This is a genomic window from Sphingomonas asaccharolytica NBRC 15499, assembly GCF_001598355.1.
Lineage (GTDB): Bacteria > Pseudomonadota > Alphaproteobacteria > Sphingomonadales > Sphingomonadaceae > Sphingomonas > Sphingomonas asaccharolytica.
Genome location: NZ_BCYU01000003.1, coordinates 19166 through 38654, shown reverse-complemented (window position 1 = coordinate 38654; position 19489 = coordinate 19166). Strand labels below are relative to the sequence as shown.

Here is a 19489-nt window from a genome sequence, read left to right as displayed (position 1 = left end):
GCACATCGCGCGCGGCGACGCGACCCCTAGCGGCAGGGGCTGAGCGCGCTCTCGCGTCGGCTGATCCGCAACCGCGTGGACGCAGCTGGTCGTGAGTTGTTGGGCGAGCCGCGCTGCGTCAGATATGCAGCGCCCGGCCGTAGGCGCCGAGCACGCTCTCGTGCATCATTTCGCTCAACGTCGGGTGCGGGAAGACCGTTTCCATGAACTCGGCTTCGGTCAGTTCGCCGGTCTTGCCGATCGTATAGCCCTGGATCAGCTCGGTCACTTCGGCGCCGATCATGTGGGCGCCCAGCAACTCGCCGGTCTTGGCGTCGAACACCGTCTTCACGAAGCCCTCGGCCTCGCCCAGCGCGATCGCCTTGCCGTTGCCGATGAACGGGAAATTGCCGACCTTTACCTCATAGCCGGCTTCCTTGGCCTTGGCTTCGGTCATGCCGACGCTGGCGATCTGCGGGTGGCAATAAGTGCAGCCCGGGATGTTCAGCTGGTCCATCGCATGCGGATGCTTTCCGGCGATCGCCTCGACCGCGATCACGCCTTCGTGGCTGGCCTTGTGCGCGAGCCAGGGCGGCTGCGTCACGTCGCCGATCGCGTAGAGGCCGTCGACATTGGTCTTGCACATGCCGTCCGTGACGATGTGGCCGCGATCGGTCTTCACGCCAAGCTCTTCGAGGCCGATATTCTCGGTGTTGGGCAGGATGCCGATCGCGACGATGACGTGGCTGAACTCGGCCGTCGTGACCTTGCCGTCCTTGTCCTTGATCGAGGCCTTCACGCCACTGGCCGTCACATCGAGCTTGTCGACGCCGGCCTTGGTCATGATGGTCATGCCCTGCTTCTTGAGTGCCTTTTCGAGGAAAGCCGAGACGTCGGCATCCTCGACCGGGACAAGCCGGTCGAGCATCTCGACCACGGTAACATCGGCGCCCATATCCTTGTAGAAGCTGGCGAACTCGATCCCGATCGCGCCCGAGCCGATGACCAGCAGCTTCGACGGCATTTCGCTCGGCGTCATGGCGTGGCGATAGGTCCAGATGCGCTTGCCGTCGGCCTTGGCGAAGGGCAGGTCGCGGGCACGCGCGCCGGTTGCGACGATGATGTTCTTGGCCGTCAGGTCGGTCGTCTTGCCGTCCTCTGCGGTGACAGTGAGCTTCCCTTTCCCGGTCAGCTTGCCGGTGCCCATATGCACGGTGATCTTGTTCTTTTTCATCAGGTGCGTGACGCCCTGATTGAGCTGCTTGGCGACACCGCGCGAGCGTTTCACCACCGCGTCGAGATCGGCGCTGATCTTGTCGGCGACCAGGCCGTAATCCTTGGCATGCTGCATATAATGATAGATTTCGGCCGAGCGCAGCAGCGCCTTGGTCGGAATGCAGCCCCAATTTAGGCAGATGCCGCCGAGCAATTCGCGCTCGACGATCGCGGTCTTGAGCCCGAGCTGCGCTGCGCGGATCGCCGCGACATAGCCGCCGGGTCCCGAGCCGAGGACAATGAGGTCGTAGGTTTCAGCCACTGGGGAGGTCCTTGCTTAATATCGAAGAGAATATGGGAAGCGGGAAGGCATCAAGCCACCGCCTGACGATTGTCGCCGACGCCGACGAAGACGAACCGCCCTTCCGCGACCTTGGCCATCGCCTCGCCATGACGGTCGCGCTTCCAGGCTTCGGTGGCGATGGTCAGCGAGGTGCGCCCCTCGCCTACTACCTCAGCCCAGACAGACAGTTCGTCGCCGATATCGGCCGGCGCCAGGAATTTGAAACCGTCGGCGGCGACGACTGGCGCGCGCTTGCCGGTGCGGCGCGAGGCGAGGCTGCCACCCGCCAGCGACATCTGGCCAAACAGCCAGCCGACGAACGCGGTGCCATAAGGATTGGCGTCGGCGGCCATCACCGTCACGCGGATGTCGGGCATGCCTTCGGGTGGAGAGGTTGGCGTGGCGTTCATTCGCCGATCACCGGCCGCGGTTTGCGGTCCTGATCGATCGCGACGAAGGTGAACCGCGCTTCGGTCACCTTGCGGTGATCGTCGCGGTGGCGATCTCGCGCCCAGCATTCGACATCGATCGTCATCGACGTGCGTCCGACCTTGGCCAGTTGCGCATAGACCGACACTTCGTCGCCGATATGGACTGGAGCGTGGAACTGCATGCCGTCCATCGCGATGGTAACCGCACGGCCATGCGAGTGGCGCGCGGCGACCAGGCCGGCGGCGGAGTCCATCAAGCTCATCAGCCAGCCGCCGAAAATGTCGCCATAGGCATTGGCGTCGGCGGGCATCGCGGTGACCCGGATCGCCGGGTCGCGCGCCGGCGGGATAAGCGAGGTGGCGGCGCTCATGCGTCGTGCCGCCCGCTACGGTCAGCGCGCCACGAAAGGAGGAATGGCTTGAACCCGAAGCCGATCACGAATGCCATCGCGACCAGGCCGATCGGCCAGATCGTCGCCGCACCCTGCGGATAGCCCCACGCCGCCGTCGCGGTGATGAGGTACGTCACGATCGCGCTGGCGACCATGTAACACGCCTCGGCAATGGTCCGCGCGGACATCGTCCGTGCCTCAGGCAAGCATGCCGAGCGGTGCTTCGATCAGCGCCTTGAACGCCTGCATCAGTTCGGCGCCGTCGGCCCCGTCGATCGCGCGGTGATCGAAGCTGCCGGTCGCCGACATCACGGTGGCGACGCCGAGCGCGTCGTCAACGATATACGGACGCTTCTCTCCGGCGCCGATCGCCATGATCATGCCCTGGGGCGGATTGATCACCGCTTCGAACTGCTTGATTCCGAACATGCCCATGTTCGAGATGGAGGCAGTGCCGCCCTGATATTCCTCAGGCTTGAGCTTGTTGTCGCGCGCCCGTGTGGCGAGGTCCTTCATCTCGGTCGAGATCGCCGCGACGCCCTTGGTATCGGCGTGGGTGATGATCGGCGTGATCAAGCCCGAGGGAGTCGAGACCGCGACGGAAATGTCCGCCCGCTGGAAGCTGATCAGTTGGTCGGGCGTGAACATCACGTTGCACTTGGGCACCTGGATCAACGACGCGGCGAGCGCCTTGATCAGCAGGTCGTTGACCGACAGCTTCACGCCACGTGGCTCGAGGCTCTTGTTGAGGTCGGCGCGCAGCTTGAGAAGCGCGTCGAGGCGGATGTCGACCGTCAAATAGATATGCGGAACTTGCTGCTTCGATTCGGTCAGGCGGCGCGCGATCGTCTTGCGGACGTTCGACAGCTTGGTCGCTTCGTGCGGAATATCCGGGATCGCGGCAGGCTTGGCCGGCGCTGGCGCAGCGGCGGCCTCGGCCGGAGCAGGAGTGGCCACCGGAGCCGCAGCACTGGGCTTCGCGCCTTCAACATCGGCGCGAACGATGCGGCCGTTGGGGCCTGAGCCGACCAAAGATGCGAGATCGACGCCCTTTTCAGCCGCGATGCGTCGCGCCAGCGGGCTTGCCTTGACCCGGTCATCCGACGCCGCAGCTGACGGAGCCGGCGTCGCTGCGGAAACTGCGGGCGCGGGAGAGGGAGCGGGCGACGGCGCCGGAGCAGCCTCGGCCTTCGGCGCTTCCGTTTTCGGGGCCTCCGCTTTGGGCGCGGCTTTCGCCGCCGACGCGTCTTCGCCTTCAACCGCGAGGATCGCGATGACCTGACCGACCTTCACATTGTCGGTCCCCTCGGGAACGACGATCTCGGCGATGACGCCTTCGTCGACGGCTTCGAATTCCATCGTCGCCTTGTCGGTTTCGATCTCAGCCATCAGGTCGCCCGACTTGACGGTGTCACCGGCCTTGATCAGCCATTTCGCCAGCGTGCCCTCCTCCATTGTCGGTGAAAGCGCGGGCATCTTGATCTCGATGGGCATTCTGCGTCCTCTCGGGCGTCCTGGGGAGGCGGATGTGAAGCGGCTCCTTCGCCCCCACCACGCTCCGGGTCAAGACCGTGGTGCTTGCGCGAGCGCACGTTCCGCGCCACCTATCGCGCGAACGAGGGGAGCCCGGCCGACATGCGCATCTATCTGGTGGTGGTCGACGACAGTCCCGAAGCCGAGGTCGCATTGCGCTTTGCCGCGCGGCGCGCGGTCAAGACCGGCGGCGGCGTCGAGATCCTGTCGATCATCGAACCGCAGGAATTCATCGCCTTTGGCGGCGTCCAGGCGACGATCGAGGCGGAGGCTCGCCAGCACGCCGAAGCGATCATTGCCGGCGCGGCGGGGACGTTGTTCGAGGAATCGGGACTGAAGCCCGCCATCACGTTGAAGCAAGGCGATGCGCCCAAGGTCATCCGCGAGACGATCGAAGGCAATCCGGAAATCGCCGCCCTGGTGCTCGGCGCGGCACCGAGCGGATCGCCGGGGCCGTTGGTCAGCCACTTCGCGGGAAGCGAGGCGGGCACGCTGCCGGTGCCGATCATGGTGATTCCGGGAAGCCTGGACCGCGAGGCGATCGACCGGCTCAGTTGAGCGCCGTGATCACCTGTCCCTGGTACGCAAAATGATACCTCGATCCGCCGGCTCGATTTCGATTCGATCGAGCTGGTCAATCAATTCGGCAAACAAGTCGTCATTCGTCACCGGAAAATGGCGATTGAAGCCACTGCCCAACAATTCAAGGTCTCTGCTCGTCAGAAACCCGAACGCGACTACGCGTTCCGTGGCCATCGCGCGCACCTCCTGTTACTGAAACGAACGTATCTTAACTATGTAAGTGCCAACCGTTTCGCAGCCGTTGCGTAATATTATTCAAATCGCGCCAAAATCTGCGTGCCAACTCGAGGATCATCCCGTCGCACTTGAGACGCGCGCGCGCGGAGACTGGCTAGCCGCTTCTTCCACCGCCTAATTTCGTTGCGCAGATGCCCGCATCGGGCCACGTTGCCGCGATGCGCAAAGTCGTGATGCTCGCCCCGCTCCTACTCGTTTCCGCGTCGCCTGCGGTCGAGCAGCCTTCCCCGCTTCGGATGAGAGCGACTGTCAGCGCGCTGGTCGCGTTTGGCACGCGACACTCGCTGTCCGATCCCAATGCCCCGAAGCGAGGGATTGGCGCGGCTCGCGCCTGGGCGAACGCGCAGTTCGACACGATCGGTGCGGACTGCGGAGGATGCCTGACCAGCGAAACGATCGCGCGCGATTTTACCGGCCCGCGGGCACCCAACGGCGTGGACATCGTCGATGTACTGGGGGTGCAAAAGGGCTCCGACCCCAATCGCGTGGTCATCATTGGCGGACATATCGATTCGATCGTCGGAGATGTCATGGATGCCAAGGCGGACGCGCCCGGCGCCAACGACGATGCATCGGGCGTGGCGGTGGTGCTGGAGGCAGCGCGCATCCTGTCGAAGCGCAAGTTCCGCGCGACGATCATCTATGCCGTTTTCTCCGGCGAGGAACAGGGATTGTGGGGCGGCAAGTTGCTCGCCGATACCGCCAAGGAGCGCGGCTGGACGGTGACCGCGATGCTCAACAACGACATCGTCGGCAATTCGGTCGGCCAGGGTGGCGTGGTCGCGAACAAGAGCGTGCGAGTCTTTTCCGAAGGCATTCGCGAAAGCGAGGATCTGAAGGGCGATCTCGCGCGGCGGATGAATGGCGGCGAGGATGACGGCCCCAGCCGCGCGCTGGCCAAGACGATCGATCAGGTCGCGGCGGGCATTCGCGGCGGGCTCGACGCGTTCATCGTGCGCCGCCCCGATCGGTTTGGGCGCGGCGGCGATCACTTGCCGTTTCTCGAACTCGGTTATCCGGCGGTGCGTTTCACTGTCGCGGCCGAACGCTGGGACGGCCAGCACCAATATGTCCGGACCGAGAACGGCGTCGCTTATGGCGATACGATCGACAAGATGGACTTCGCCTATCTGGCCAAGGTGGCGGCGATCAACATCGCGACGATCCGCCGGCTCGCTGCCGCGCCAGCTGCACCGGGAGGCGTGACCGTCCAGGGCGCGTTGTCGCGCGACACGACAGTGCGCTGGCAGCCGGCCGAGGGTGCGGTGAAATATCGCGTGCATTGGCGCCGCGCCGACACGCAGAATTGGGCGACGAGCCGGGATGTTGTCGGCGCCACCGAATTGGTGCTGAAGAACGTGCCGATCGACGACAATTTCGTCGGCGTGTCGTCGATCGCAGCGGACGGATCGGAAAGCCTGGTGACTTTCGCCGGACCGGCGCCGCGACGATAGCGCAATGAGGTTCCGGCCTTTGTCCTGATCGGGGCAAGCAAGGCTTGAGCTCCTGCGAAAGCAGGAGCCCAGAGTTACGAAGGGTATCGCATGCGACCCTGGGCTCCTGCTTTCGCAGGAGCACGTTTCGAACTTGGCCCGATACCCGCGTACTCGCCCCGGGGAGGGTTTCGGGTTAGCGCGACCGGCCGCGCCCCGACACCGGCCAGATCGCATCGAGCGTCTGTCCGCGCACGACGTGATAATTGTCGTACAGGTTGACCGTCGGATCGCAATGCGGCGTGCGGAGCGAGATGCGATCGCCGAGCGCGAGCGAGTCCGGCAGGGTCAGGACCGCGCCATGCTCGTCGCCCATCAGGAAGAAGCGCGCACCATCGGGGGCTCCGGTTTCCACCGAGGGTAGCGGGGCGTCGGTCGCCATCGACTTGATCCCGGCATCGAGCGTGAAAAGACCCGGGGTGTTGGCGCTGATCACGCTGGTGTCGATCATCAGCGAGGTTTCGAACGGGATTGGCGCGTCCTCTTCGCCGGTCAGATCGCAGGCACGATATTCGTCGTCCATGAAAATGTAGGAACCGACCTGGAGTTCGGTGAAGATGCCCAGGCCGACATCGATGCGATGCGTCCCCGTCCCGCCCCCGGTGACGATCTCCGGCGCGCCTCCGGCCTCGGCAAGCGCGGCGATGACGGCGCGGAGATAGTCGGCGCGCTCGCGCATCGCCGTTTCGCGCTCGGCGAAGGCGTGGATGTGCTGGTGCGAGCCGCAATAGAATTGCACGCCGCGATAGACGAGCGCGGGTAGCGCGCGGATCGTCTCGAGCAGCCCGACCGCGGCCTCCGGCGAGGCAACGCCGGTGCGGTGGATGCCGGGATCGACGTCGATGATCACGGACAATTTGGCGTCCCCTGCCCGTTCGACCGCCTGCGCGATGGCTCGCGCATTGTCGGGGTTGTCGACCACGGTCATCAGCTCCGCCGACCGCAGGTTGAGCGCAGCGAGCCGATCGACCGCAGGCGCCGGCACGACCGGCGACGTGATATGCAACCCAGTGATGCCGCCATCGGCCAGCGCTTCTGCCTCGCCGATCTTGGCGCAGCACAGCCCGACCGCACCGGCCGCGATCTGGCGCTGGGCGATATCGACACTCTTGTGCGTCTTGGCGTGCGGACGAAGCTTGAGTCCGTGCGCCGCGGCGAACGCGGCCATCCGGCCAATATTGCTATCCAGCCGGTCGAGATCAAGCACCAGCACCGGGGTGTTGAGATCATGGCGCGAACCCTGGCGGCCAATCAGATGGGCATGCAGTTGCTGGTCGTTCACGTAAGTCAGCTCCGGGCGGGAGGGGTCAGGCCGAACAGGCGAGCAAGGTCGTCATTGACGAACTTCTGGCCCGGATCGACGGTTTCGCGGACACGCAGGAAATCGCCGGTGCGCGGATAGAGACGCGCGACATCGTCGACGGTCATGGTGTGGCGCTTGGCCCAGTGCGGGCGGCCGCCCGAGCTGCGCAGCACTGCTTCCATTTCGGTGAACAGGTCACGCCACGGCATTTTGGCATATTGGTGGAAAGAGATAGAGGCGGCCGGCCCGGCGTGGAAAGGGCTCATCCAGATGTCGTCGGCCGCGGTCAGGCGGAATTCGAATGGGAAAGCGACGGGCAATTTGCGGCGGCGGATATAGGCGATCGCTTCCAGCAACGTCGGCAGCCCAGCAGCGCGCGGCACCTCATATTCCATTTCCTCGAACCGGATCGTGCGGTCGGACGGAAAGACGCGCCAGGCGGGCCCGACACGCTGGGTCGGCTTCGCACTCATCTTCATCATGAATCGCTGCAGCGTCGGGATCAGCTTGGGCACGCGACGCCCTATTTCGCAGACGTTGCGGAAGATCGACTCGTCGATGTCGGTGCTGTGCTTGAGATCGCCGCTGCCCTCCACGGGGTGGAGCGTCTTGAAGATCACGTAATCGGCATAAGGAAAGACGAAGAACTCGAAATGGCGGGTGGCGGCACCGAGTTCCTCCCAGCGCTCGGCCATTTCGGCGAGCGGGCGGCGCTCGATCCGTTCCTCGAGATAATAAGCGGGCAACACGTTGATGCGGATCCGCGTGGCCACCCCGAACAGGCCAAGCGACAGTCGCTGTGCCTGATAGAGATCGGGGTTCTGGTCGGGACCGCATTCAACCAGGCTGCCGTCGGCCAGCATCAGTTCGAAACCGCACGCCTGGGTCGATAGACTGCCCAGCTCCGCCCCGGTGCCATGCGTGCCGGTTGCGGTGGCGCCGGCCAGGGACTGCGGATTGATATCGCCCTGATTGATCAGCGACAGCCCTTGCGCCCACAAAGCCTCGGTCAGTCGGTCGAGCCCCCAGCCGGCGGGAACCCAGGCCGTGCGGCGATCCGGCGCGATGTCGATGCCGCCTTCGTAATCGCCCATGCTGAGCAAGGTGCCGGACGTCTCGCACAGCGGCATGAAGGAATGGCCGGCACCGGTGACGCGCACCTTGTCGGCGGCCTGGATCAGGCCCGCCAGTTCAACGCGGGTCTTTGGGCGCTCGATACGCTGCGGACGAGCGGCGACGCTGCCCGACCAATTGTGCCAATCCATGCCTGCTCTCTCCATGGGCAGCGGTCAGTCGAAATGCTCAAGATAGCGCGCGAACATCACGCATACTTCGCGGTTGATGAGGTCGGCGTCGCGGTCGGGTTCCTCGACCACCATCTCGCTCGCCGAGTAACCGAGCTCGACGATCAGGCGGCAGGCCACCTGCACCCGCCGCTCATCGCTATTGGGATGTTGCCGGCGCAGCGTCTCGGCGAACGCGCTCGCGACCATATCGCGCGAGCGGATGCGCAGATCGTTGAGCAGCGGCACCGCGCGCAAGGCGCGGCCGATCGCGATGCCGCCGGGAAATTCGCGATGGACCGCGACCATGCGTTCCTGGATCGCGATGCTCTTGGCCAACCGTTCCTCGAACGTCGCGCCGGTCAGGCCGCCCTCGGTGACCCAGACGAGCACTTCGTCATCCTGCGCGCGCATCAGGCGGTCGCCGAGTTCTTTCAGCACCGCGTATTTGTTGGGGAAATAGCGATAGAGCGCTGGCGGCGTCAGTCCGGCGCGCTGACAGATCAGGTTGGTGGTGAGCTGTTCGAAGCCGATCTCGCGCAGCAATTCGCCGGCGACGTCCAGGATCAGTTCGAACGTGTCCTGACCGCGCGCCTGGATCGGGCGATGCTTGGTCGCGAGCGGGATCGCCCGGCGGCGGCGCTTGCCGCTCGCGGCGTGGGCGGGATCGGAAGGAGATGAGGCTGTCGTCATGCGGCGAAGGAGTGGCTTTTGGCCCGCACAAAGTACAGCAGCAGGACAATGACGAGCGATGTCGCGAGGAGACCGACGCCGAGGATGAGGCTTTGCCGCACGTCCGTCTCCCCGACCAACAGCGACGCCAGGAACGGACCCGCGGCACAGCCGAGCAACGCTGCGCCCGACCCGAACATCGCCGCGCGCCGCGTCGGGTCCGCTTCAATCGCCAGCGGCGTGAAGAAAGGCGAGGCGAACATCCAAAGGAAGCCGAACATCGCCGAGACGGTCAGGAAAATAGTGACGCCCGGCAGATAGGCGAAGACGATCATCGCAGCGCCCATACCGAGCAGCGAGACGGCCAAGGTCGGTGCGGTCGGCAGGCGCCCGGCGGCGAAGGTGGCGATCAATCCGCCGGCGACCTGCGCGCCGAGCGACAGCGCCATCGCCAGCCCCGCCGTGCCCGCCGGATGCCCCGACTGGCGCGACAGCGGCTCGACATAGATCCACACCGCCAGGATGCCGGCATTGAACGCGAAGGCGGCGGCAAGCGCGACCAGCCCGCGCGTGCTCAGGCGCCCGGTCGGCTCATCAGGATCGACCGGCAACACCGCCAGGCTGTTGGGCACCACCAGTCCAGCGAGCCCGGTCGCGATGCCGATCGCGGCCAGCACGGCGAACCCCGCTCCTACACCGGCCGTCCCTTCGACTAAGGCGCCTAGCGCCGCGACGATCACCGCTTGCGCCAGCGTCTGGACGGTCAGGTATATCGCTGCCCAACGATCGGGACGCGCAGAGCGCACGATCATCGCGGTCATCAGCCAGATCAGCGCACCGCTCGGGATCCCATTGAGGCCGCGAACGAGCACCACGGTCCAGCCGTCAACGACGATCGACAGCGCGTTAAGCCCGGCCATGGCCAGCCCACACAGGATCGTCAGCAGCCGCAGGTTCCTGATGCCATAAAGCGGCCCGGTCAGTCCCGCCGCCACGCCCATCGCCAGCAATTCGGCGGTTCCCGCCTGGCCGAGTTGCGCCGAGCTGATGCGACCCGAGGCTTCGAGCCCGCCGAGCAGCAGCGGTCCCACGCCGGCGAACAGGATGCCGGCGACGCCCACGAACAGGATCGCCCCGATCTGGGCCGCGCTGGGGCGCGGCCCGATCCAGCCATGTGCGTTCTCGATCGCGATGACGGTCATCCCCGTCCCCCCTCAGTAATGCGCGCGGAGATAGAGGCCATAGGTGCGCGGCGGCCCGACGCTGACGACATCGAAGCCCAGGCTCGCGATCGGCGTGATGTCTGAGATGTTGGTCTCTCCGAAGATGTTCTTACCCCATATGCCGATCTCGAGCTTGTCGCGAACGAGCTGCACGCCCAGCCGCCCATCGACATAGACCCTGGCCTGGTCGCTCAATCGCGGCGTGTTGGCGGTGTCGAAGAACACTTTGCTGCGATAGCTCGCGCTGACATTCGCGACGATCGCACCGAACGATACCGGCTGGGTGTAGTCGACCGCGGTCTGGACGCTGATCCTGGGGGCCGACGGCAATGTGTTGCCCGAATAATCGGCGCCGGCCGACACGAAGTTTCGGTAGGTCGCGTTGAGATAAGCCGCGTTCATCGAGATGGTCAGACCCCGCGCCGGCGTCGCCTCCAGTTCGAGCTCTCCGCCGTACATGCGCGCGGCGGACGCATTAGTGAACAGCTGGCGCGTGATGAACCCGTCGATCACCGTCGTGTAGACCTGAAGGTTCTGATAATCGTAATAGAAGGCGGCCAGATTGGCGCGCAGCGTGTGGTGGAGCAATTCAGTCTTCAGACCAGCCTCATAGGCATTGACGGTCTCATCCTTGTAGGGACCGATATCGGCGATATTGCCGGTCTGACCGCTGAAGAAACCACCGCTTTTCGTCCCGCGGCTGTAGCTCGCATAAGCGTTCACATCGGGCGTGAAGCGATATTGCAGCCCGAATTTGCCCGACACGGAATCGAAGGTCTTCGAGCCATCGAAGGTGAAGAACGGCGTGCCCGTGTTCGTCTCTCCGCTAAAATAGTGGAAATCCTTGCGGTCGGCCGAGTAGCGCAACCCGACCGTCGCGGTCAGCCGGCTGGTCAGGTCGTAGTCCAGCTGGCCGAATGCGGCATAGCTGTCGGTCTTCTGCGCCAGCGGCCAGACGAAACGCCCGATTCCCGACACTGGGTCGGCGGGCAGGATCGCCAGCACGTCATAGGCGGAATTGTTGGTCAGATCGTCATGGGCGTAATAGAGCCCGAACACATAGCGCAGCGCCGGCTTGCCGCTCGATTGCAGGCGCAATTCCTGGCTGAACGTGTTCTGGCGCGCGATATAGCTGGCGGTGATTACCGGCAGCGGATTGGCGTCGGTTTCTTCCTGGTCGTTACGCTTGGCATGCTGATAGCCGGTCACCGCGACGATGTCGGCCGAGCCGAGATTTATGGTCAGCGTGTTGGCGACGGTGAAGAGGTTGACCTGATCCTTCCCCTCGAAGCTGTAATCGCCCTCATAGAGGTTCTTGCTCGCATTGGCGTAGCCGAGGACGTTGGTGCAGTTGGCAGTGCCATAATAGGCCGGCGCGCAAAGACCGTCGGGGCCGGCGACGTCCGGGCTGAGCGGAAACAGGGCGCGATTATAGGCCCAGATCGACCCGCCGCGCGACTTGCCGACGGTGACGGCCAGATCCTCGGTGATCGCGCTCGATGGGGTGAAATGGACGCTGCCGCGCACCGCCCAGCGATCGGCGTTATTGCCGCGATTGCCGGTCAGCCGGTTGACCGAATAGCCGTCGTCGCGCTGGTAGATGCCGGCGACGCGCACAGAGAGAAGGTCCCTGGCCAGCGGCAGGCTGACTCCGCCCTGAAGGTTGACCGAGTTGAACCGGCCATATTCGGCCAGGAAGTCCGCTTCGACGTCGTTGCCCGGCTTGCGGCTGGTGACGTTGACCGCGCCGCCCGTGGTGTTGCGGCCATAGAGCGTGCCCTGGGGCCCGCGCAGGACCTCTGCCTGTTGCAGATCGAAGAACGCAAAGCGCTGCGCGAGCGGCGATCCGACATAAACGCCGTCGGCATAGATGCCGACCGCGCTGGCGGTTGCCGGGTTGAAGTCGTTGACGCCGACGCCGCGGATAAAGATGCGCGGATTGGCACCGTTATCGTCCGATTTGATCTGTAGGCCCGGAGTCGCGTTCGACAAATCGACAAGGTCGAGGATGCGTTTGTTCTCGAGCGTCTTGCCGGTCACCGCACTGACCGCGACCGGCACGTCCTGGAGATTTTCCGCGCGCTTCTGGGCAGTCACGATGATGTCATCGACCCGCGGCGCATTATCGTCGGGAGGCGTGGTTGCCGCCGCCGGAGGATTGCCTGCCGGCGCATCCTGCGCCGATGCCGACCCGGCCCATGCAAGGGCCACCAGCGAAACTCCAACCGCGACTGCTCGACACATAACCACTCCTTTTCGAGTGAAGACGCCTAACGGTAGCATAAACTATCTTTGCTGCAAGATGGATGCGGCAATGGAGAATTTGCCGTTGCAATACGTGATGTTACAAAGCTTTGTTGCGCGTCGGGCTGAGTTTCAACGCGAACAAAGTTGCCACCCGAGCGCCGGAAAAGGTCGCGGACATGACCTTTTCGCGACTCAATCCTTTGTGGCCGCTGCTTGATGGCGAACAGCTGGATCCACCCATTCGCATCCTGCTTCATGCCGCCATCGCCCAAACGGAACTGCCCGCCGTCGCGATAGCGACGACGGGCAGCGTCCCCCCAACGAACTGGTTAGATCAGCGGCAACCGCAGCTGCAGGTGCACCGCACCCTGGGCCGCCACTTCCTCACCGGCGCGCGATAGACCTTGCGGGCGACCGGGCGATACGTCTCGGTGATATATTCGGTAGTGGTGGTCGTGGTGGTTGCGCCCGGAATCACGATCGTCGTCGTGGTGCCTGGCGGGGTGTAATAGGTGCCGGCATAGCCACCGCGATAGGCGACGGTCGGCGCCGGTACGGGCTGCGGCACGGCGCGATAGTCCGTGCGTTCCTCGTAATAGCTACTGTTGCCGCCATAGCCCGGCACAGCATAGTCTGCGCCAAAGGCCGGAGCCGGGCCGCCAAAATCCGGTCCGGACGCATAGCCGTTGCTGTCGTCATAGGCATAACCGTCGTCATAACGGTCCCAATTGATGTCATAGGCGCCGTCATAGACCACGCCATACCGGTCGACGAGCAACGCATCGTTGTAATAGCGCGTCCAATAATAGCCGGCGGGCGGCGTCATCAGGCCGTAGAGCTGCCAATCGCCGATCATGAAATTGGACGACAGCCAATAATTCGGGATGCGCTTGCCGCGCTTGATGCGCGAATAGCCGTTCCAGCCGCCGGGCGCCTGGACGCCGGCCCACCAATAGCCGCCGACGCGATTGCCCCACCGGCTGCGATTGCCGTTCCAGCTACCGCGCCATTGGCCGCCATTGTTCCAATTCCCCGGATGACCGGGGCGCGGGCCATTGCCGTTCCAGCCACCGGGATTGCCGGGACGCGGGCCGTTGCCGTTCCAGCCGCCCGGATTGCCTGGACGCGGCCCCTGCCATTGGCCGGGATTGGGGCGAGGCATCGGCTGGCCTTGCGGCGCCGGTTGGCCGCCCCTCCAGCCGCCGGCGGGCGCGCCGCCATTGCCGAGTCGCTGGGCGTCGGCGGCACCTCCGCCAAAGGCCAATGTGGCCACAACCGCAGCAATCACTAGGGTTCGCATGGTTAACACTCCCTGTTACTCGGCGCGGCCATTAACCAAGCCGGCGCGATCAATCTTGGGAATGAGTACCAAAAACCCCGATTTTCCGCCAGTTTTTCACCAGCCTTATGTTTGTCCCGATCTGGATCAGGATTCAGTTGTTAACCCTGTCCGTCAACAGTCTGGCGATCTGTTCGATTCCTGCGGCATCCTCATCATCGAAGCGCGAGGGTTCGGGACTGTCGAGATCGATCACCGCGACGACGCGATCGCCCGCCACGATCGGCACGACCAATTCGGCACGGCTTGCGGCGTCGCACGCGATATGGCCAGGGAAAGCATGGACGTCGGCGACGAGCTGGGTCTCACGCGTCGCCGCCGCGGCGCCGCATACGCCCTTGCCGAACGGAATGCGGATGCACGCCGCCTTGCCCTGGAACGGCCCGAGCACGAGCTCGTCGCCGACATTGCGGTAGAAACCTGCCCAATTGAGATCGGGCAGATATTGCCACAGCAGCGAGGCGACATTGGCCATGTTGGCGACCCCATCGGGCTCATCCGCGGTGACGGCGTCGCAGGCGGCGAGCAGGTCGCGATAGAGATCAGGCTTTGAGCCGGCGGCGATGTCGAAGGCGTACATGCGCCGCGATGTAGCGATCACACTTCGCTTGCGGGAGGGGTTTCGAGAAAATGATCCGCAGAGGCTCGCCTCAACCTCGTCACTCAAGCGGGGCAACGCTGTCGATCATTCCTTGTCCGGCGAGGGACATCTGACAAACGAACCCTGGCGCGTCAGATCGTGCGTGACGATGACGAGCCTAGTGCGATGATCCTGCACGCGAAGCTGGACCGTCTCTCGCACCGCCTCTCCGTTCGGGAACGACTCTCCAGTCAATGAGACGGTGTCTTCTCGCCGTTCCGCCAGGCCGTCTGCTTTAAAGGACAATCGGTCGTAGTTGATCGTGCTGCCCGTTATCCGCATCTGAGCGCTCGTATCCTGACAGTCGGCGCCCGGATCGAGCCATATCCCCCGGAATTCCACCGGGATGATGTCGTCGGGCGGGCTTCTCGACAGCCAGATGACGGCCAGCGCAACGACGATGGCGACGCCGATCACGCTAAGTCCTCTCAGCAAGGTCGGATGCATGGGGTCATCCTTTTTTCCGCGTTTTCGTCGTGCCTCCCGCATGCCGCGCCGGATATTTCTCCAGCGCGCGTTGCCACGATTCGCTGTCGGTCAGGCGCGACTGGACGATGCGGAGCTTTTCCCAGCCGGGAAGCTGATGGAGCAACCGCCGCGTGGTGTCGACCAGCGCGGGCGGGATGGTCGGACTGAAGGTGATGCGGCTGATGGCGGTGCGATCGAGCGGGATGTGGATCACCTCGTCCTCGTCCCCGCCGACGGCGATCGCGCGGAACTCGGCTTCGTCGCGGAAACCGGCCCGCTTCATGAACGGCAGGCGATGGATGTCACTGGCGTCGATCGTCGCGATATCGGCGATGCGGACATAATCGACCGGCCCGATCAGGCAATTGCTGCGGCCATCGAACATCGCGCAGAACCGCGCCTTGTCGAAATGGACGCACACGCCCGCCGATCCGCCGGCGAACACCTGCCAGTGATGGAAGGTTTCGGGCGCTTCGGTCAGGCAGACCGCGCCGACGAAGCCGTGGCCGAGATGTTCCTGATACACCGCCATCGCCTTGCGGTCGTTGGCGTCGACCCAGGCCGACGGGCTGACGAGTGTGATCCGCTCGTTCATCAGCATGTCGATCACTACCGGCAAACTGGTGTAGCGGCGCAGGTTCGGGCTCGGTTTCGCCATCCTTATCCCTTTAGTCGATACGGACCTTGCCGCGCCCGGCCTTTACCGTACTGCGCCCCTTTTTCTCGTCGACGCGCCGCGCTTTGGCCGCGCGCGACGGCCTGGTCTTGACGCGTTTGGCCTGGCGTACGTGCGCGGCGCGGACCAGTTCGGCCAGCCGCTCGCGCGCATCCTGTCGGTTCGCTTCCTGTGTGCGGAAACGGCGCGCGGTGACCAGCAATTCGCCCCCGGCGGTCATCTTGCTGCCGGCCAGTTCCTTGAGCCGTTCATAAGCAAAAGGCTGGAGCCCGAGCGCGAAGACGTTGACGCGAAGCTGGACCGCGGTCGCAACCTTGTTGACGTTCTGCCCGCCGGGGCCAGTCGCGGCGAGGAAACGCTCTTCGACGATGGCTGTATCGATACGGTCGACCCAGCCGTCGCCGTCACTCATGACCAAAGCCCGCCGCGACGAACCGTTCGGGGATCGGCGCGACCGCCTCGATCGCCGGCTTGCCGTCACGCGGGATAATCAGTTCGGCGGCATGGAGCAGCATGCCGAGCGTATCGGCGCGGCCATAGACCGGATCCCCCACCACTGGCATACCCACTCCCTCGAGCGCATGGACGCGAATCTGATGGGTCCGGCCGGTCGCCGGACGGAATTCGACGAGCGCCCGTCCGCCTTCGGTGCGCAGCACGCGCCAAGCGGTGCGCGCGGCCTTGCCCTCGGGCGAACCGGTCATCCGCCACCCTTCTTCTCGCGTCGAGACCTTGGCCAGCGGCAGGTCGATCACGCCCTCGCTGTCCACCGGTACGCCCTCAAGTACGGCGAGATAGCGTTTCTCCACGCGGTTCGCCTCGAACGCCTGTTGCAGCCGGGCATGCGCTTTGGGATTTCGCGAGAGCAGGAGGCAACCCGACGTGTCCTGGTCGAGCCGGTGCACCGCCATCGGCCAGCGCTGGAACCCGAAGGTCAGGCTGTCTAGATGGTTCTCCAGACTGATCCCGCCGCGGCGCGGCGGATCGACCGGCAAGCCGGCAGGCTTGTCGATTACCATCGCCTCACCGTCGAGGAACAACACCTTATCCGCCAGCATGGCGCACCCCTTGCCACTCAAGCCGCCCGCGTGCCAGTGGTTGTGCGCTTTGTTTCCCCCCACGGAGCATATTGATGCCGTTGCGCTGGTTGCTGGTTGCCCTGTTCCTGTTCGCTCCCGCCGCCGCTCTCGCGCTGACCCCGGTCACCTTGTGCAACGGCCAGACTATCGACCCGCTGCCGGACGGACGGATGTTGGGACATATTCCCTATCCGGAAGGCAATCCGGCCGACATGGTGGCTATTCCCGGCAATTTCGGGGCGGGGCGGCCATGCCAACTGCATCATGACGCCGCGGTGGCGATGACCGCGTTGCTCGCCGCTGCCGATCAGGTGCCGGAAGTGAAAGGCAAGTTGCGCGGCATATCCTGTTTCCGCACGATCGAACGCCAGCGCCAAATCTTCTGCGGACAGATCGGACCGGGCAAGCGATGCAAGGATGCCGCCGAGCGCGCGAAAAGCTCGGGCCCGCCTGGCTATAGCGAGCACGCCACAGGTTACGCGCTCGATTTCGCCATCCGGCCACTTACCCGCGGCTGCGGCGATGTCAGCGACTGCATCGCCAATACACCGCCGGGCAAATGGCTGTTGCAGCATGCGACCGAGTTCGGATTCGAATTGTCGTTCCCGCCGGGCAATGCGCAGGGGGTGACGTGGGAACCGTGGCATTGGCGCTGGGTCGGTATCAATGCGACCGTTCCCGGGGCGGCGACGGCGCGCACCTTGTTCGCGACGGCACGCACGCGCTTTCCGGCGTCGCCGGGTATCGCCGATCTGTCGCCGGAATGGCAGAAGGCGATGCAGCCGCAACCCTCACCGACCGCTGCGCCAACGCCGACGCCGACCTGGCCGAAATAGAACCCGGCGAGTGCGTGCTCGCCTGCATCAAGCCGATCGCCCATTATCCATTCAACGCGAGATACGCGCCACAGCTGCCTCGACGATCTCGGCGAGCACGTCCACACCCTGGTCGATCGCGCTGTCGGACGCGCGACCATAGCCCAGGAATAGCCGGCGCGGCCCGGCAGCGGTTCGGCTGTATCGAGAGAGCCCTTCGGTCGCGACGCCGCGCCGGCCGAGCGCGGCGACGATCGCCATTTCGCTGGCTTCGTCGATTGCCGCTGGAAGGCGCAACGTCACGTGCAGCCCCGCCGCTGCGCCTTCGATTTCCAACCCGGGCAAAGCGCGAGCCAGGCGATCGATCAGACGGTCGCGGCGATCGCGATAGAGTCGCCGCATCCGTCGCAAGTGCCGGTCGTAAAAACCAGACTCGATCAGGTCGGCGAGCGCGTCCTGGTCGATCCGGGGCGGGCCTTCGCTCCAGCGGCGCAGTTCGTCGTTCATCGTTCCGACGAGGTCCGGCGGGACGACCAGCCAACCGAGACGGAGCGCCGGCGCAAGCGTCTTGCTGGCGGTACCGGCATAGATAACGCGATCGGGCGCGAGCCCCTGCAACGCCCCGACGGGTGCCTGATCGTAGCGAAATTCGGCGTCGTAATCGTCCTCCAGCGCGAAGCCGTTACGATCGCGTAGCCAACAGACGAGCCGTTGCCGACGATCCGCGCTGAGCACGCCGCCGATCGGGAATTGGTGCGAAGGTGTCACGAACGCTGCCTGGGCGGAGGAGGCGTCCAGCGCATCGATATCCATTCCGCGCTCGTCGACCGGAATAGGGATGCGGGTAAGGCCCGCTTTGTCGACCGCAATCCAATCGCTGTAGCTGGGATTCTCGACCGCGAGGCGCCGTATGCCTCGCGCATGAAACGCAGCGCTGGTCAGCGCGCGGCCCTCGGCAAAGCCGCTGGTGATGTAGATCCTGCTCGGGTCGGCGATTACGCCTCGGACGCGACCAAGATAATCGGCAATTACGGTGCGCAGCACGATGCTGCCGCGCAAATCGCCATAACCGAGCTCGCCGGCCGGCAATTCGCCGAGGACATTGCGGATTGCACGCAACCACGCCTTGCGAGGAAACTGCCCAACATCGGGCATGGCCGGGCGTAGATCGAACCGAATGTGATCGGTGGGTGGTGCGATCTGCGCCTCGGCGGCCATTGTCGCGCCGACCGCCGCCACCACGGGTCGCGCACCGCGACGCAGGATCAGATATCCTTCCGCCGCAAGCTGGGCATAGACATCAAGCACGAGCGGGCGCGATACGCCCAACTGGGCCGCCAGGGCGCGCGTCGAGGGTAGCTGAACGCCGGCGCGCAACGATCCCGAGCGGAGTGCATCGAGCAATCGACGGCGAAGTTGCGATGTCAGACTTTCACCCGCCGTTCGCTCCAGAGCAAAAGGTAGATCCGGTGCCGAACTGGTCAACAATATCTGCCCATAACTGGTCATCACGACGATACCAGTAGCGCGTTACTCCTC

At 64.6% G+C, this 19489-nt stretch carries 21 protein-coding genes; 3 read left to right on the top strand and 18 right to left on the bottom strand.

The features are described 5' to 3' along the window. Positions 1–118 precede the first annotated feature (118 nt). Genes lpdA through SAS01S_RS01280 form a run of 5 tightly spaced genes read right to left on the bottom strand, consistent with a single transcriptional unit; the run spans position 119 to position 3854 of the window. A complete protein-coding gene (gene lpdA / locus SAS01S_RS01300) occupies positions 119–1516 on the bottom strand; it encodes a dihydrolipoyl dehydrogenase (protein WP_066803606.1) in 1398 nt (465 codons plus the stop codon). A 50-nt stretch (positions 1517–1566) separates the two neighbouring features. Next, the gene (locus tag SAS01S_RS01295; protein ID WP_066803604.1) at positions 1567–1947 is read right to left on the bottom strand and encodes an acyl-CoA thioesterase; all 381 of its coding nucleotides are present in this window, start codon (positions 1945–1947) and stop codon (positions 1567–1569) included. Continuing rightward, positions 1944–2339, bottom strand: coding sequence for an acyl-CoA thioesterase (locus SAS01S_RS01290; protein ID WP_066803602.1), 396 nt, complete (start codon positions 2337–2339; stop codon positions 1944–1946). The genes SAS01S_RS01295 and SAS01S_RS01290 overlap by 4 nt, the downstream gene beginning before the upstream one ends. After that, entirely contained in the window at positions 2336–2548 is a 213-nt protein-coding gene (locus SAS01S_RS01285; RefSeq protein ID WP_157082615.1) for a hypothetical protein, read from the bottom strand. Before SAS01S_RS01285 ends, SAS01S_RS01290 begins: the two co-directional genes overlap by 4 nt. 10 nt (positions 2549–2558) lie before the next feature. Continuing rightward, positions 2559–3854 (bottom strand): pyruvate dehydrogenase complex dihydrolipoamide acetyltransferase, encoded by a 1296-nt coding sequence (locus SAS01S_RS01280; RefSeq protein WP_066803596.1) that lies wholly within the window; start codon positions 3852–3854, stop codon positions 2559–2561. A 141-nt stretch (positions 3855–3995) separates the two neighbouring features. Between SAS01S_RS01280 and SAS01S_RS01275 the strand changes: the two genes are divergently transcribed. Beyond that, positions 3996–4451, top strand: coding sequence for a universal stress protein (locus SAS01S_RS01275; RefSeq protein ID WP_066803807.1), 456 nt, complete (start codon positions 3996–3998; stop codon positions 4449–4451). Positions 4452–4460: 9 nt separating this feature from the next. On the opposite strand, the gene SAS01S_RS01270 is transcribed toward SAS01S_RS01275, so the two are convergent. After that, positions 4461–4649: a hypothetical protein gene (locus SAS01S_RS01270; protein ID WP_066803593.1), complete on the bottom strand. Its 189-nt coding sequence runs from the start codon at positions 4647–4649 to the stop codon at positions 4461–4463. A gap of 221 nt (positions 4650–4870) precedes the next feature. Between SAS01S_RS01270 and SAS01S_RS01265 the strand changes: the two genes are divergently transcribed. Then, positions 4871–6166 (top strand): M20/M25/M40 family metallo-hydrolase, encoded by a 1296-nt coding sequence (locus SAS01S_RS01265; protein WP_066803804.1) that lies wholly within the window; start codon positions 4871–4873, stop codon positions 6164–6166. 175 nt (positions 6167–6341) lie between these two features. Here the strand turns inward: SAS01S_RS01265 and SAS01S_RS01260 are convergent, their stop codons facing one another. From SAS01S_RS01260 to SAS01S_RS01210, 11 genes are all read right to left on the bottom strand, one after another. Further along, a complete protein-coding gene (locus SAS01S_RS01260; RefSeq protein WP_066803590.1) occupies positions 6342–7487 on the bottom strand; it encodes a DSD1 family PLP-dependent enzyme in 1146 nt (381 codons plus the stop codon). 5 nt (positions 7488–7492) lie between these two features. Further along, complete coding sequence (locus tag SAS01S_RS01255) at positions 7493–8773, bottom strand: D-arabinono-1,4-lactone oxidase (protein WP_066803588.1); 1281 nt, start codon at positions 8771–8773, stop codon at positions 7493–7495. Positions 8774–8797: 24 nt separating this feature from the next. Further along, a complete protein-coding gene (locus SAS01S_RS01250; RefSeq protein WP_084238382.1) occupies positions 8798–9484 on the bottom strand; it encodes a TetR/AcrR family transcriptional regulator in 687 nt (228 codons plus the stop codon). After that, positions 9481–10665 (bottom strand): MFS transporter, encoded by a 1185-nt coding sequence (locus SAS01S_RS01245; RefSeq protein WP_066803585.1) that lies wholly within the window; start codon positions 10663–10665, stop codon positions 9481–9483. Before SAS01S_RS01245 ends, SAS01S_RS01250 begins: the two co-directional genes overlap by 4 nt. Before the next feature lie 12 nt (positions 10666–10677). Next, positions 10678–12897, bottom strand: a complete 2220-nt coding sequence (locus SAS01S_RS01240) for a TonB-dependent receptor (protein WP_218016225.1) — start codon at positions 12895–12897, stop codon at positions 10678–10680. Between the two features lie 370 nt (positions 12898–13267). Next, positions 13268–14233: an RcnB family protein gene (locus SAS01S_RS01235; protein ID WP_084238381.1), complete on the bottom strand. Its 966-nt coding sequence runs from the start codon at positions 14231–14233 to the stop codon at positions 13268–13270. Positions 14234–14366: 133 nt separating this feature from the next. Beyond that, entirely contained in the window at positions 14367–14852 is a 486-nt protein-coding gene (locus SAS01S_RS01230; RefSeq protein ID WP_066803577.1) for a free L-methionine (R)-S-oxide reductase MsrC, read from the bottom strand. A 105-nt stretch (positions 14853–14957) separates the two neighbouring features. Beyond that, a complete protein-coding gene (locus tag SAS01S_RS01225) occupies positions 14958–15359 on the bottom strand; it encodes a hypothetical protein (protein ID WP_066803573.1) in 402 nt (133 codons plus the stop codon). A gap of 4 nt (positions 15360–15363) precedes the next feature. Beyond that, positions 15364–16038: a hypothetical protein gene (locus SAS01S_RS01220; RefSeq protein WP_066803570.1), complete on the bottom strand. Its 675-nt coding sequence runs from the start codon at positions 16036–16038 to the stop codon at positions 15364–15366. 10 nt (positions 16039–16048) lie between these two features. Beyond that, a complete protein-coding gene (gene arfB, locus SAS01S_RS01215; RefSeq protein WP_066803567.1) occupies positions 16049–16468 on the bottom strand; it encodes an alternative ribosome rescue aminoacyl-tRNA hydrolase ArfB in 420 nt (139 codons plus the stop codon). Continuing rightward, entirely contained in the window at positions 16461–17114 is a 654-nt protein-coding gene (locus SAS01S_RS01210) for an RluA family pseudouridine synthase (protein ID WP_066803564.1), read from the bottom strand. Before SAS01S_RS01210 ends, arfB begins: the two co-directional genes overlap by 8 nt. A gap of 74 nt (positions 17115–17188) precedes the next feature. On the opposite strand from SAS01S_RS01210, the gene SAS01S_RS01205 reads away from it, so the two are divergent. Next, positions 17189–17971 (top strand): M15 family metallopeptidase, encoded by a 783-nt coding sequence (locus SAS01S_RS01205; RefSeq protein ID WP_066803561.1) that lies wholly within the window; start codon positions 17189–17191, stop codon positions 17969–17971. Positions 17972–18022: 51 nt separating this feature from the next. Here the strand turns inward: SAS01S_RS01205 and pdxR are convergent, their stop codons facing one another. After that, positions 18023–19459 carry a MocR-like pyridoxine biosynthesis transcription factor PdxR gene (gene pdxR / locus SAS01S_RS01200; RefSeq protein WP_066803798.1) on the bottom strand — a complete coding sequence of 479 codons (1437 nt, stop codon included), beginning with the start codon at positions 19457–19459 and terminating at the stop codon, positions 18023–18025. Between the last annotated feature and the right edge of the window lie 30 nt (positions 19460–19489).